The sequence below is a fragment of the Buttiauxella agrestis ATCC 33320 genome, assembly GCF_000735355.1.
GTDB classification, from domain to species: domain Bacteria; phylum Pseudomonadota; class Gammaproteobacteria; order Enterobacterales; family Enterobacteriaceae; genus Buttiauxella; species Buttiauxella agrestis.
This window is the reverse complement of sequence record NZ_JMPI01000022.1, coordinates 444,425-458,892: the sequence shown is the minus strand read 5'-3', so window position 1 is coordinate 458,892 and position 14,468 is coordinate 444,425. Positions and strand designations below refer to the sequence as shown.

Here is a 14,468-nt window from a genome sequence, read left to right as displayed (position 1 = left end):
ATTCTTAAAGTAAAGATTTGTCGCCGTCAGAAGCATTCCACCGGCGGCGAATTCCTGTTATTTCGACTTTCCAAAACGGCGGCTGATGACCACAAAGAACACTGGAACAAAAAAGACCGCCAGGAGCGTGGCGGAAACCATCCCGCCCATCACGCCCGTACCCACGGCATTTTGCGCGCCACTCCCCGCTCCGCTGCTGATGACTAACGGCATTACGCCAAGAATGAAGGCCAGGGAAGTCATCAGAATCGGGCGCAAACGCATGCGCACTGCGTCGAGCGTTGCCTCGATTAACCCTTTACCTTCTTTGTCCATCAGGTCTTTGGCGAACTCGACAATCAAAATGGCGTTTTTGGCCGACAGGCCAATGGTGGTCAGTAGCCCAACCTGGAAATAAACGTCGTTATTTAATCCGCGCAATGTGGCGGCAAGCAGCGCTCCGATGACGCCAAGCGGCACCACCAGCATGACCGAGAAAGGAATGGACCAGCTTTCATAAAGAGCCGCCAGACATAAGAAAACGACCAGCAAAGAGATGGCGTAAAGGGCTGGGGCCTGGTTGCCGGATAAGCGCTCCTGATAAGACATGCCTGTCCAGTCGAAGCCAATTCCGCTCGGCAATTTCGTCGCCAGATCCTCCATCAACAACATGGCTTCACCGGTACTTTTACCCGGAGTCGCTTCACCGAGGATTTCCATGGACGGCAGGCCGTTGTAACGCTCCAGACGAGGGGAACCGTAAATCCAACGAGCACTGGCAAAGGATGAAAACGGCACCATTTGCCCGCTACTCCCGCGCACATACCAACTGTTAATATCCTGCGGCAACATGCGGCTGGATGCCCGGCCCTGCAGATAGACTTTTTTCACTCGTCCGTGGTCAATGAAGTCGTTGACGTAGGTGCTACCCAGGCCGGTAGCAATAGTCTGGTTAATATCAGAAATGCTCACGCCCAGTGACTGCGCTTTTTCCTGATCAACTTCCAGCTTGAATTGCGGTGTGTCTTCGAGACCGTTCGGACGCACCCGCACCAGCATATCCGGGCGTTTTGAAATCATCCCCAGTAACTGATTTCTCGCCTTTGTCAGGGCATTGTGCCCAAGGCTCGCCTGGTCGATTAACTCAAAATCAAAGCCCGTTGCCGTGCCCAGCTCGGTAATGGCAGGCAGGTTGAACGCGAAGACCATGCCATCATGAATTTTGCTAAACGCGCGGGTGGCACGCCCTACAATCGCGGTCACTTCATTTTCTTTCCCCGGACGCTTGTCCCAGTCTTTCAGTCGCACAAACGCCAGGCCGTTATTCTGACCCTTTCCACTAAAGCTAAAGCCGTTAACGGTAAACACGGACTCGACGTTTGCCGACTCATGGGTCAGATAGTAATCGGTAATCTGGTCCATGATTTTTTCAGTTCTGGCCTGAGTCGCTCCCGCAGGCAGCGTGACCATCGTCAGGAACACGCCCTGATCTTCTTCCGGTAAAAATGAGGTGGGTAAATGAAGGAACAGGGCTACCATTCCGCCCACAATCAGCACGTAAAGCACCATATAACGGCCAGTGCGACGCAGAATTTGCTTCACGCTGTCAGTGTAATGCTGAGTGCTTTGCTCGAAACGTGCGTTAAACCAGCCGAACAGCCCGGTAGTTTTCCCATGGCTACCTTTAGCCACCGGTTTGAGCAAGGTCGCGCAAAGTGCAGGCGTCAGAATCAGTGCAACCAGCACCGACAGCGCCATCGCAGAAACGATAGTTATTGAGAACTGGCGGTAGATTACGCCAGTAGAACCGCCAAAAAATGCCATCGGAATAAACACCGCCGACAGCACCATCGCAATTCCGACTAATGCCCCCTGAATTTGCCCCATTGATTTTTGCGTGGCTTCTTTCGGCGGCAGCCCCTCTTCCACCATCACGCGCTCAACGTTTTCCACCACCACAATGGCATCGTCCACCAGTAAGCCTATCGCCAGCACCATGCCGAACATCGTGAGCGTGTTGATGGAATAGCCGAAGGCGGCGAGGATCGAGAAAGTGCCCAGTAACACTACCGGTACGGCAATCGTAGGAATTAACGTAGCGCGGAAGTTCTGTAAAAACAGATACATCACCAGGAAAACCAGCACGATGGCCTCAAGCAATGTTTTGAAGACTTCGCGAATAGAGATTTTGACAAACGGCGTGGTGTCGTAGGTATAAACCACTGTCAATCCGTGTGGGAAATAGGGTTTGAGTTTGGCCATCTGCGCCTGCACCGCTTTGGCGGTATCCAGCGCATTCGCACCGGTGGCTAATTTAATCCCCAGGCCAGCAGCGGGTTTGCCGTTGTAGCGCGCAATAACGTTGTAGTTTTCACCACCCAACTCAATGCGCCCGACATCGCGCAATTCGACTTTCGCACCGTCTGGTTTCACTTTTAGCTGGATGTGACCAAATTGCTCGGGGTCACGCAAGCGCGTCTGCGCAATAATAGATGCGTTGAGTTGCTGGCCTGGTATGGCCGGAGTACCGCCAAGTTGCCCGGCGGCAACCTGCGCGTTTTGAGTTTTAATCTGGTTAATGACATCAAGCGTTGTGAGCTGATATTTGTTCAGTTGGATCGGATCAAGCCAGATACGCATTGAATACTGCGCACCAAAAAGCTGCACATCACCTACGCCAGCCGTCCGGCTGATAGGATCTTTGATATTCGAGGAAATATAGTCGGCAATATCCTCCTGACTCATGCTGCCATCTTGCGAGATAAACCCGGCAACCATCAGGAAACTGCTGGAGGATTTCTTAACACTGATCCCCTGCTGCTGAACTTCCTGAGGCAATAAAGGCATCGCGAGTTGAAGTTTATTTTGCACCTGAACCTGAGCGATATCCGGATCGGTGCCGGATTTAAAGGTCAGCGTGACCGTCACACTACCTGAGGCATCGCTTGTAGAGGACATGTACATCAAGTTATCGAGGCCATTCATATTTTGCTCGATAACCTGCGTCACCGTATCCTGGACGGTACTGGCATCCGCACCGGGATAAGTTGCGTTAATAGCTACCGCTGGCGGGGCTATTGTTGGGTACTGCGCCACAGGCAAATTGATGATGGACAGAACCCCCGCCAACATCAAAATGATGGCCAGCACCCAGGCAAATATGGGGCGCTCGATAAAAAACTTCGCCATGTGAAGATTTCCCTGTTAGAGCTCGAACTCTGTTTTCGGATATATAACAGGCGAGCTTAACAGAGGCTTTATGGATTAATGATTCATGCGTGTATGTATAAAGTTATATTCCAGGGCTGGACATCAAAAACTTTAAAGAACACAATAATTCTTAGTTTTATCAATCGAACCAAGAATAGAAAAATAATATTTAAACCTGTTAATTCTTGTAACTAATATCCATAAAGAGTTAATTACCTATGGCCCGAAAAACAAAAGCCGACGCGTTAAAAACGCGTCAGCATCTTCTTGATGTCGCAATCACACTATTTGCTAAAAATGGCGTCTCCACAACGACCCTTGCAGACATCGCTGATGCAGCGGGGATGACCCGCGGCGCGATTTACTGGCACTTTGACAGCAAGGTTTCACTGTTTAATGAAATCTGGAATATTCAGTCGTGTATCGCATTGGAAATAAGGCGAAAACTCAAAATCCAGAACCCAGATAATGATTTAAAACTATTACGTGAAATCATAATCGAGACATTAAAATTCATTTCGACAGATCGCCGCCAACATGAACTTCTACAAATTCTTTACCATACGTGCGAATTCAATGGGGAAATGTATTCTGAGAGGGAAATAAGAGAGCGTTACTGGTTTAATCGGGAAAGAATGAAAAAATTATTGCGCAATTGTATTTCAAAAGGGCAAATTCCTGTTAACACCAATGTCGAATTGGCGATAACAATTATTCACGGTTACCTGAGTGGGATAGTCAAAAACTGGCTGATGCAGCCAGAAAATCTCAATCTTTACGAGCAGGCTCCGGACGTTGTCGATAGCCTTATTGCGATGCTCACGAAATCTGCGTGAGTCTGTGATAAGTGTCGGATGACGCTGCGCTTATCCGACCTACCCGTTTCAGGGAATGTTGCGTGGTGGATAAGCCGCAGGCGTCATCCACCATGCAAATATTACAAATCTTTGAACGTTCCCAGGCGATATCCACGCTCTGCAATCGCGTATTTAAGCGAAGGCGAGGTCAGCACATCCAGTTCCGCCAGACGCGGGTAACAGTACTTGCTGGCGAGTATCGTGTTATCAATAAATGAAGGGTGACACATAATCTCGAGTGACTGCTCGCCGCGCGCTGTTGACCTTTCCAGGGTTTCGAGGAAAAGCGTTTCGGAAATGGCATCGCCATAAAAGCCGCTATCGAAACCTTCGGCTGTCTTCACACCCACACATTCAAGCTCAGTTGGTAACGCGGCATCGTAGTCGAAACGAATTGCCACGCCCTTCTCTTTGGCAAACGCTTCAACGATAGGGTAAATCTGCGGGATCATATGCACGTGGTGATGGCTGTCGAGATGGGTTGGCATACGGCCAAACAACTCGATAAATCTCGCAAACTGGCATTCCAGCTCATGCTCAATTTCTGCCAGCACCAGGGAGCCTTCTTCGGCGCGCTGCCAAATCCATTTGCCAAGTTCACCCTTATCATCCACCAGGCCTGGCATAGCAGATAAAGGCCGGCCCAGCGTCAACACAAAGTGCATGCCAATCGCCAAACCTGGATGTTTCGCACTCAGCGCCACCGCATGTTCAATACCTGAGGCGTTAACCATAGCGGTGGTCGAAGTCACAACCCCGCGGGTAAATGCGTCAATAATCCCGTAATTCTGTGCCTTACATAGCCCAAAATCATCCGCGTTAACAATTAATAGCTTGTCCATTGTCGCCTCGCGAGGTGCCTTCCCTTTGCAGGGAAGGCTTCCGGTTATTTAAGTGCAGCAATCGCCTGTGCGAAGTTTGGCAGATTCGCTTCGTGTGCCAGCAGCAAGTCACGGGCAATTTTTTCTGCGTCTTTATCAGAATGAATCAGCGGGCTTAAGTTGAGCGCCAGCAGAACATCGTTAAAGTTACCGCTCAGAGCCGCTTCACTTGCCGCAACTTCAAAGCCTTTGATGGTGTAAATCAGGCCCAGCACTTTTTCGTCAAAATGGGTAATGCGCGGAGTTGGCGTTGCACCATCGCGACCGATTGTACAGGTCATTTCAACCGCCCAGTCTGCCGGAATATTATCTACATGACCATGATGCGGCACGTTAACGTAATGCTCGCTTTGCTTGTCGTTGTAGATATCGCTGATGACTTCGCAAGCTGCGTCAGAGTAGTAAGCACCACCACGCAGTTCCAGCTCTTTTGGTTTCACGTTCAAAGCCGGATCTTTGTAAAGCTCGAACAATTGTTTCTCAACTTTCTGAACAACCGTGGCACGCGCGCCACCTTTATAGAACTCGCCCATTTCGATAGCCAGCATCTCTTTTTGCTTGAAGTAGTAGAGCAAATAAGAGCACGGCAGCAAACGCAGGGAACGGATCAAGCCTTCACTGAACGGCAAGTCAAAGATGTTTTTGACCGAACCCGCAGTCAGCGTGCCGGATGCAACGCCATCAAGTAGCTCGTCGAAACGAGAGGTTCCGTTAACGATGACATCTTTGATGAACACCATGTGGTTCAGGCCGAACAGGTCAATATTCAGTTCATCAGTCGGGGCTAGTTTCAGCACATCTTTAATGAACATTTTCATGCCCACAGGGATGTTACAAACGCCAATGAACTTCTTAAAATCTGTGTGGCGATAAACCGCCTCGGTGACCATACCGGCCGGGTTGGTGAAGTTGATGACCCACGCGTCTGGGCAGATTTCTTTCACATCATTAATGATGTCGAAAATTACCGGAATAGTACGCAGGCCTTTGAATAAGCCGCCAGCACCGTTAGTTTCCTGGCCCAAATAGCCGTAGCTTAACGGGATACGTTCATCGAGTTCACGAGCTTTCAACTGCCCGACACGCAATTGCGTGGTAACGAAATCGGCATCAACCAGTGCTTCGCGACGATCGAGGGTTTTATACAGCGCAATCGGCACAGCCGCGCGTTCAATCATGCGTAAGCAAAGATCAAAGATAATATCTTGCTTCTCTTTTCCAGCTTCAACATCAACCAGCCATAATTCAGTGATCGGCAACTCTTCGTAACGTTTAATAAAACCTTCGAGTAATTCAGGTGTATAGCTGCTACCACCACCGATTGTGACGACTTTCAATTTTTTACTCATGAGGACTCCGGTACAAGTTTATTGCACTGTAAATTAAGACAGCGATATAGATGTATTATTGAGGATTATATTTAACCCTCACTAATACATTTACAGAATATTTAATAACTCACTTAATGCTGTATAACTGCTTCCGATAATGCTGCGGCGTAAAAGAAGTTAACTTCTTAAAGTTTTTAATAAACATACTGGCACTGCTGTAACCAGACTCGAAAGCAATATCGGTAACAGAATAGTTCGTGATCTCCAGTTGTTTCTTGGCAAAATCAATTCTTATCTCATTGATAATTTGCATCGGTGTTTTGCTGTAATGGCGTTGCGTGGCGCGCGTTAAATACTCTTGCGACTTACCGGACAGCTCCACCATATTCACTAAGGCTTTATCACCAAACATCGACTTGCCATGCATCTGCTCAACGGTGTTTTTTAGCCAGACCGGAATATCTCCGCCTGATTCTGATTCTTTATGATGGCGCAGACGATTCACAATATAAAACGTCACCATTTCAAGAAATTCACTAAATTCACCCTGACGGAAATTTAATGACGCCGTCACAGATTCGATATATGTCAGAAATTCGTTCTTAATCTGATAAACCTGTGAAGCAATAAAACAAGCGGGAAATAACGGTAAATAATGCTGTTCAAAGAAAGCCTTGCTGATACCGACATTCAGGATTCTGGTCGCACCAAAATCATAAAAACTTTGATGGTAAGAACCGAGCGGGATGAAAACAAAACTCCCTCTTTCCAGCAGCACACGTTTACCGTTGATTTCCTGGTAATAACGTCCTGTCAGCACCACCGTGAATTCGTAATAATCATGCTGGTGCAACCCGGAGACACTTTCGACTTTGTTGTGGATGAACATGTGGAAATGTTGACCATCAAAAAGTTGACTCTCGCGAGCGGTATTGATTTCCATACTGATTACCGGTGGCTGCATAGGGACTCCAACTTATTTTATTTTTTCGTGAAGCTCAATAAGTTCTGTCACCAGCTCGCGCGCCAGCATAGAAGTCATCAGATGGTCTTGCGCATGGACCAGCACCAGGCTGACTTTGGTTTTGCCTTCGCCCTGGTCACCTTCAATCAGTTTGGTTTGCACCAGGTGTGCTTCATTCAGTGCTTCGCGCGACTGGGCCATCAACTCCCAGGCTTTTTCAAAATCGCCAGTTTTAGCGATTTTCAGTGCGCCGTATGCAAGGCTGCGAGCCTGACCTGAGTTGATGATTAAACCCATAACCACTTCTTCAAGATCGTTAGTATCGACTTCGTTATCGACTACGTTTTCTAAATCAAACATCAAATTCTCTCCCGGTAAATTTAAAGTGGTTGGGGACAGGGGGCCATCCCCAACCAAAACTTAAGATCAGAATTTCAGTGCGTTAGCAATATCTTCTTCGCTTTCTTCTTCTTCGATGACAGCCTGCGCTTTGTTAGACAGGATAACGAACGGGATGTAGACACATGTCGCGACACCCAGGTTGAACAGCGCAACTAACAGAGCAGCGATACTGCCATTACTGTTAAAGAAGGCGCCCAGGCCGGTCGGCATGGTCCACGGAGCCAGGTTTGTGACCGGAGGAATAATCCCCAGAGAGTAAGCCGCAAGCGTGATGGCTGCCAGAATCGGCTGAACCAGTACGAACGGGATAAACATAACCGGGTTCATGATGATTGGCAGACCGAAAAGGATAGGTTCGTTAATCTGGAAGATGCCTGAAGGCAGTGCCAGTTTCGCCACCTGACGGTGATCTGCACGACGTGAAACCATGAAGATTGCGATAATCAAGCCAAGCGTCGCACCAGAACCACCCAACAGGATGTAGGAGTCGAGCATTGGTTTCGCCCAGAAGTGGAACTGTTTACCCGCGTCAAGTGCCGCTTGTACAGAGCCGTACTGGTTGTAGATTGCAATGTTTTCCAGCGCCCACGGAGTCATGATGCCGTTGTCCAGCGCGGTCAGCGCCAGCGAACCATGCACACCGAAGAACCACAGCAGGGAGTTGAAGATAACGTACGCCCAACCCACTACCGCACCCATCGACGCCAGCGGCGTAGAGATGGAGTCCATAATGATCTGGTGGAAGTTGCTACCGTGGTTTGCCAGCAGCCAGGAAATAATCCCAAAAATAGACAGGATAATAAAACCTGGAATTAATGCAGAGAAGGAACGCGAAACCGAAGTCGGTACGCTATCTGGCAAAGTAATAACCCAATTGCGGCGGATAACAAAAGTAAATAATTCCGCGACGACCAGACCAATAACAATACCGGAAATAATATTCTGACCACCTAACCAGTTAGCGCCGACAGCGTAAGCTTCGCCAACACTATATGGAGTAACAGTCATAAATGCCGCTACGGATAATAAACCGGCTGCCAGTGGGTCAACTTTACGTTCTTCAGCAAGTGCCATACCAATGAAAAAAGGAGCCATTAGCGACATAATACCTAACGTACCGTTATATACGTTGCCGCCAATGGCTTTTAACCCATTAAGGGTTTCAATGGTCGAGGGGTCTAAACGAATACCTAAAGAATAGAAAAATGAACCTGCGCCAAAACTCAGAAACACGTTATTAATTAATACGAACATGGCACCGGCAAGTGTCAATGGCATTAATTTGATGAAACCATTTTTAATTGCGTTGACGTGCGGTTGCTTCCCAATTTTCACTGCGAAAGGAAGCAATATCTTTTCAAGTGAATCAATGACTTTACTCATTTGTAATTTCCTTTATTGCCGCAAGAGTCTTGCGGCCAGGTTGTGTAAGGTCGTTCTTTGACGGAAAAATAAAACAAAATAAAAAATTAGTTGTTTGCTGATGCTTTCTTGATCGATGCGACGGCTGCTTTCAGCACGCCTAACCCATCAATTTTGCCGTACATTGCCGAATCAATAACTTCTACTGGCTTGCCGGGTAATACTTTTTTAATTTCTGGCAGCATGTAAGCGATTTGCGGTCCAAGTAATACCAGATCCGCATCTTTGCCCTTTTCAGCAGCCAGCGTTTCAGGCCAGGCTTCGATAATCACCGGTACTTCATACTTCTCTGCCTGCGCCTTCATTTTTGATACCAGTAATGAGGTGGACATTCCGGCAGAACAAAATAGGTAGATACGTCTTTTAGTCGTCATAATAAATTCCTCACGTTGCAACAGCCTGCATGTCGGATATCAGCACAACCCACGCCTGCAAAAGGGACTGATTGGAAAGTTCTGATTGTTTCTGGTTGAAAGAAGTATACGGCAACAATCTGGCGGGGAATAATAACGCAGGACTTGAAATTGTCTCTCCTTGACCATCCGTTTTGATACCCTTCACATTTTGGGTAAATAATTCGCGCAAAGAAAAAAGCCCAAACAGGGTTTGGGCTTTACAATTCAATGACACCAGAAATCAGTCGTAGGCATTCAACGTGCGCTGGCAAAGGGCTGAGCGCACACAATCTTGCTTGCCGAAACGAATCACACCAACCATTTCATCTTCTTCAAAACGTTGCAGAGCGTCGCTCAGACCGGACTGAACACCCCGTGGCAAATCACATTGCGTGATATCGCCATTGACGATCACCGTCACGTTTTCCCCGAGGCGCGTTAAGAACATTTTCATTTGCGCTGCGGTGACGTTCTGCGCCTCATCAAGAATAACCACCGCATTTTCGAAGGTACGTCCGCGCATATAGGCGAACGGCGCAATCTCTACTTTGCCGATTTCGGGACGCAGGCAGTACTGCATGAAAGACGACCCTAAACGTCGCACCAGGATGTCATACACCGGGCGGAAATAAGGGGCGAATTTTTCCGAAATATCCCCGGGTAAGAAGCCGAGATCTTCGTCAGCTTGCAGGACCGGGCGGGTAACAATTATCCTGTCGACATCCTTATGTATCAGGGCCTCAGCGGCTTTCGCCGCACTGATATATGTCTTGCCGCAACCGGCTTCGCCCGTGGCAAAGATCAGCTGCTTTTTCTCGATGGCATTAAGATAGTGCTGTTGAGCCTCATTTCGCGCCGCTATTGGTGAATTATCACGGCAATCCCTGGCCATGCCGATAGATTCAACGCCGCTCATCTGCACAAGCGATGTGACCGATTCCTCTTCGCGTTGCTTGTGGCTACGCGAATCCCGTCTCAGCACACGTTTTGCTTCACGACGAGCTTTGATCACTGCTTTCTGTCTTCCCATGGATGGCACCTTACAGTTGGTTTCATTTCCCGCGTCACGACATTGGGCGCGATTATGTTCACTAACGGATGAGGTTTGGCTTCCTTTTAAGCCAGGAACTGCCGGTTGAGAGGATGCACCAGTTAGACGAGTTACGCCGCTTAGCGCATCGTTAATACATTGAGTTGTTAAAGGATTAGGTTTTTTAGCGGTGAAGATAGCGAAGCCGGAGGAGACACCTCCGCGCTGGATAGTGCGGGTAAGAAGTTTGTTCAATCGTCCGGTACTGGACCCACCCATTCGCGATCTCCAATGTGATTTAAATTCACAGCCGGGAACTACCGCTCGTGCTTTAAGTACATCAAATTTTATCTTAAATGCAACACTTATTTTACTTTAATTCAACATTCGCGTTTCGTCACCTTCTATTCAAAGTTATGACATAAAAAAATGTCATTTTTATTTCAATGATATAGGTAGATAAAAATTGATTGAATTATAGGCAGGCAAATTGTTAGCAAATAAAAAATTAGCAGGGGAAGGATTGCTCTCACCCCGGCCCTTTCCCCCAGGAGAGGGAGAAACCGGTCAATCCCTTCTCCCTCAGGGAGAAGGTTAGGATGAGGGTGGTTTCGACATCAATAAACTACGCCTCAATCAGCCCCTGCCCTAAATAGTGCTGCTTATCCCGAGCGCCTGGCATCACGAAGAAATACCCGCCGCCAATGGGCTTCACATACTCCTCCAGCGCCTCGCCGTTTAACCGTTGCTGCACCGCCAGAAAACCTTTCTCAAGATCATGCTGGAAGCAGACAAACAACAGCCCCATATCCAGTTGCCCGGATTTGGAAACACCCAGCGAATAGCTATAGCCCCGGCGCATCATCAGATTGGATTGCGTCTCTTTGGTGCGCGGGTTTGCCAGGCGAATATGAGCATCCAGCGCAATCACGTTGCCGTCAGGATCGGCTGCATAATCCGGCTCGTCGTGCTCATTCTTCATACCAAGCGGCGCGCCAGAGTGTTTATCGCGGCCAAAAATAGTCTGTTGCTCTTTGAGTGGCGTCCGATCCCAGGACTCAACATGGAACTGGATAATGCGCACGGCCTGATAGCTGCCACCCACTGTCCATGCGGGTTCTTGTTGATTTTGCGTCACCCAAACTACTTCATCCATCAGCGGCTTATCTTCGCTGTTTGGGTTCGCCGTACCATCTTTAAAGCCCAACAGGTTGATAGGCGTCTCTTTGCCGCGCGAACGTGCCGCGTGGTTAGAGATAAACCCTTCCCGCTTCCAGCGCACGCTAAGCAAATCAGGCGTGTGTTTGATAATGTCACGCAACGCATGAATCACTGTGTCGGCGGTATTAGCACAAATCTGGAGCAGCAAATCACCGTGGCACAGGCTGGCATCCAGCGAGTCGTTTGCGAAGCGTTCCATTTTTTGCAGTTTTGCAGGCTTTTGCCCCTGCAAACCGAAGCGCTCGTCAAACAATGACGTACCTGTCGCCAACGTTATCGTCAGGTTATCAGGGTAAATTTCCGCCCCCAGAATCCCGGAGTCCATCGGTGGCATGCGCGGATTGGGTGTATCCGGTGCCGGGCCTCCGGTGGTGAGGAAATCAAACCGCGCCGTCAGTAATTTAAACAGACGTTCGAGATCTGCCTTGTCGCTGGCCAGCACATCAAACGCCACCAGCATCATGGCCGCTTGTTGAGGTGTTAACACGCCCGCCTGATGCACACCGTAAAACGGCTGTTTTTCCATGCGAGCGTCTGGCGGCAAAGTGCCTGGCGATGTTTCTTGTTTTGCAGCGTGCGCCACCGGGCAACCGCCCGCAACGGCGAGGGTGCCACCGAGCGCGCCCAAACCTTTCAGCAACCGACGGCGAGCCGGAATATGCCCGCCGTTTTTGTTTTTATCTTCCATAAAACGTTATCCCGAAACCTAGTCCAGACCCAGAACGCCGCGCAGTTGAGACAGGTCTTCCGCCAGTGCGGTTACCGGCCCTTTCAGAGCATTACGATCGGCATCAGTCAGTTTGTCGTAAGTCTCGAAGCCATCTTTGGTGCGATATTTTGCCAGAATGGTGTCCACTTTCTTGAAGTTGGCATCCACTTTCGCCAGCAACGGCGCGTTATCTTTGGTCAGCAACGGACGCAGAAGATTAACGATTTTCTGTGCGCCATCGACGTTTGCCTGGAAGTCCCACAGGTCGGTGTGACTGTAACGGTCTTCTTCACCGCTGATTTTGCTCGCCGCAACTTCTTCAATCAGGCCAGCCGCGCCACCCACCACTTTACTCGGCGGGAATGCGAGCTCAGAGATGCGCGTCTGTAAATCCAGCACGTCGGTATTCAACTGCTCGGCATATTTTTCCATGCCTTTGGTGGTGTTATCCGCAAACAGCGCTTTTTCAAGACGGTGGAAACCGGTGAATTTTGGATCATTGGCTTTCTGCTCGTAATCATCTTCACGGGCGTCAATGCTGCCGTCGAGGTCAGAGAACAGTTCTGCAATCGGTTCGATACGCTCGTAGTACTGGCGCGTTGGCGCATACAAGGATTTGGCTTTTTCGACATCGCCCGCTTTTACTGCGTCAGTAAACGCTTTGGTGCCTTTCACTAGCTCGGCAACTTGTGCGGTGACATACGCTTTGTATTCGGTGATCGGGCCAGCCAGTGCCATCAGATCGTTCTTCGGTGCTGTCTGCTCCCCTGCCGCTTTAACAATAAGTTTGCCTTTCGGGTTGCTTAACAAGCCGCAGGTCATATCGTATTCGCCCGCTTGCAGGTTAGCGGTCATTTTCTGCGAGAAACCAGGGGCGATGTTTTCGCGCTCTTCAACCACCATCACACCTTTCAGGATTTCCCACTCCAGCGCTTTCTGGCTGTTGTTCTGAATGATGAACTGGGTTTTCCCGGCATTAACCGTAATGTTCATCGGTTCGCACTGTTTATCGGTGACAGTCACTTTTACCTGAGGAACATCAGCGGCTTGTACCGCGAAAGTAGAAGAAGCGAACGCGAACAGCGCTGCGTGCAAGGCTTTAAGGCGAAAATGTGTAGTCATGGCCAATCCCTTTCAAAAATTAGTATGTTGTAACTAACGAACGTTATTTGTCGCCTGAGTATTCATGCGTGGAGGAATGCAGAACAGCACCAGCGCCGGAATCAGGTAAATAAAGTACATCGCCACTTCGCTAACTGTCGGCGTCTCCTGGTAACCAAAAATACCTTCGAGCAGCGTTCCGGTCAGGGAATGCGTTGAAAGAACATTACTGAGATCAAATGCAATATCCTGGAAGTGGTTCCAGAGCCCCGCTTCGTGGAACGCACGAACCGCTCCCGCCGCAAGCCCTGCTGCCACCAGCAAAATAAACAGGCTCGTCCATTTAAAGAACACGGCCAGATTCAGGCGAATACCGCCCCAGTAAAGCAAGAAACCCAGCACGATAGCGGTGCCCAAACCGAGCATTGCGCCAAGCGGCGGCATGATGCCGACATCCTGCTGGAACGCTGCCAGCAAGAAGAATACAGACTCGAGGCCTTCACGGGCGACGGCGAAGAACACCATTAAAATCAGCGCCCAGCCGTGGTTGCCTTTGCTGTGCAGTGCTTCGTCAACTTTCTGTTCTAGCTGCCCTTTCACATTGCGCGACACTTTGCGCATCCAGAACACCATCCAGGTCAAAATGAAGACAGCGATAACCGCCACGATGCCTTCGAACAGCTCCTGTTCTTTTTGCGGAAATTCACCGGTGGTTTCATTAATGAAAATACCCAGGCCCAGGCAGAGCGCGGCTGCCGCCACAACGCCAATCCACATCACACCAATCCACTGGCCGCGTTGTGTACGCTTGAGATAGCTTGCAATCAAGCTAACAATCAGCGCGGCCTCCAGGCCTTCGCGTAACATTATGAGAAACGGAACAAACATTCCTGACACCCCAACTGTGAACTCAGGTCAAAAGACGTAAAGAAAAGTAAACCAAAACGATTGTGATTATCATTACGG

Annotated in this window: 12 protein-coding genes; 1 reads left to right on the top strand and 11 read right to left on the bottom strand. The window is 49.1% G+C overall.

From position 1 onward, the window contains the following. Positions 1-57: 57 nt before the first annotated feature. The gene (locus GBAG_RS06810; RefSeq protein ID WP_034494414.1) at positions 58-3,168 is read right to left on the bottom strand and encodes an efflux RND transporter permease subunit; all 3,111 of its coding nucleotides are present in this window, start codon (positions 3,166-3,168) and stop codon (positions 58-60) included. A 239-nt stretch (positions 3,169-3,407) separates the two neighbouring features. Here GBAG_RS06810 and GBAG_RS06805 point away from each other — a divergent pair, with 239 nt between their 5' ends. Further along, positions 3,408-4,025: a TetR family transcriptional regulator gene (locus GBAG_RS06805; RefSeq protein WP_034494413.1), complete on the top strand. Its 618-nt coding sequence runs from the start codon at positions 3,408-3,410 to the stop codon at positions 4,023-4,025. A gap of 101 nt (positions 4,026-4,126) precedes the next feature. Here GBAG_RS06805 and chbG read toward each other — a convergent pair whose 3' ends face one another. From chbG to efeU, 10 genes are all read right to left on the bottom strand, one after another. Further along, entirely contained in the window at positions 4,127-4,888 is a 762-nt protein-coding gene (chbG, locus tag GBAG_RS06800) for a chitin disaccharide deacetylase (RefSeq protein WP_034494412.1), read from the bottom strand. A 44-nt stretch (positions 4,889-4,932) separates the two neighbouring features. After that, on the bottom strand, positions 4,933-6,276 hold the full coding sequence (locus tag GBAG_RS06795; protein WP_034494411.1) for a 6-phospho-beta-glucosidase: 1,344 nt from the start codon (positions 6,274-6,276) through the stop codon (positions 4,933-4,935). Positions 6,277-6,385: 109 nt separating this feature from the next. Next, a complete protein-coding gene (gene chbR / locus GBAG_RS06790; RefSeq protein ID WP_034494409.1) occupies positions 6,386-7,222 on the bottom strand; it encodes a transcriptional regulator ChbR in 837 nt (278 codons plus the stop codon). Between the two features lie 12 nt (positions 7,223-7,234). Then, positions 7,235-7,582 carry a PTS N,N'-diacetylchitobiose transporter subunit IIA gene (gene chbA / locus GBAG_RS06785; protein ID WP_034494408.1) on the bottom strand — a complete coding sequence of 116 codons (348 nt, stop codon included), beginning with the start codon at positions 7,580-7,582 and terminating at the stop codon, positions 7,235-7,237. A gap of 66 nt (positions 7,583-7,648) precedes the next feature. Beyond that, a complete protein-coding gene (chbC, locus tag GBAG_RS06780) occupies positions 7,649-9,007 on the bottom strand; it encodes a PTS N,N'-diacetylchitobiose transporter subunit IIC (RefSeq protein ID WP_034456264.1) in 1,359 nt (452 codons plus the stop codon). An 86-nt stretch (positions 9,008-9,093) separates the two neighbouring features. Further along, positions 9,094-9,420, bottom strand: coding sequence for a PTS sugar transporter subunit IIB (locus GBAG_RS06775; protein WP_034494407.1), 327 nt, complete (start codon positions 9,418-9,420; stop codon positions 9,094-9,096). Between the two features lie 262 nt (positions 9,421-9,682). Then, positions 9,683-10,471, bottom strand: coding sequence for a phosphate starvation-inducible protein PhoH (phoH, locus tag GBAG_RS06770; RefSeq protein WP_034494406.1), 789 nt, complete (start codon positions 10,469-10,471; stop codon positions 9,683-9,685). A gap of 625 nt (positions 10,472-11,096) precedes the next feature. Beyond that, on the bottom strand, positions 11,097-12,380 hold the full coding sequence (gene efeB / locus GBAG_RS06765; RefSeq protein WP_034494405.1) for an iron uptake transporter deferrochelatase/peroxidase subunit: 1,284 nt from the start codon (positions 12,378-12,380) through the stop codon (positions 11,097-11,099). Between the two features lie 18 nt (positions 12,381-12,398). Then, positions 12,399-13,523, bottom strand: coding sequence for an iron uptake system protein EfeO (efeO, locus tag GBAG_RS06760; RefSeq protein ID WP_034494403.1), 1,125 nt, complete (start codon positions 13,521-13,523; stop codon positions 12,399-12,401). A 33-nt stretch (positions 13,524-13,556) separates the two neighbouring features. Further along, entirely contained in the window at positions 13,557-14,390 is an 834-nt protein-coding gene (gene efeU, locus GBAG_RS06755; protein WP_034494401.1) for an iron uptake transporter permease EfeU, read from the bottom strand. Positions 14,391-14,468 lie beyond the last annotated feature (78 nt).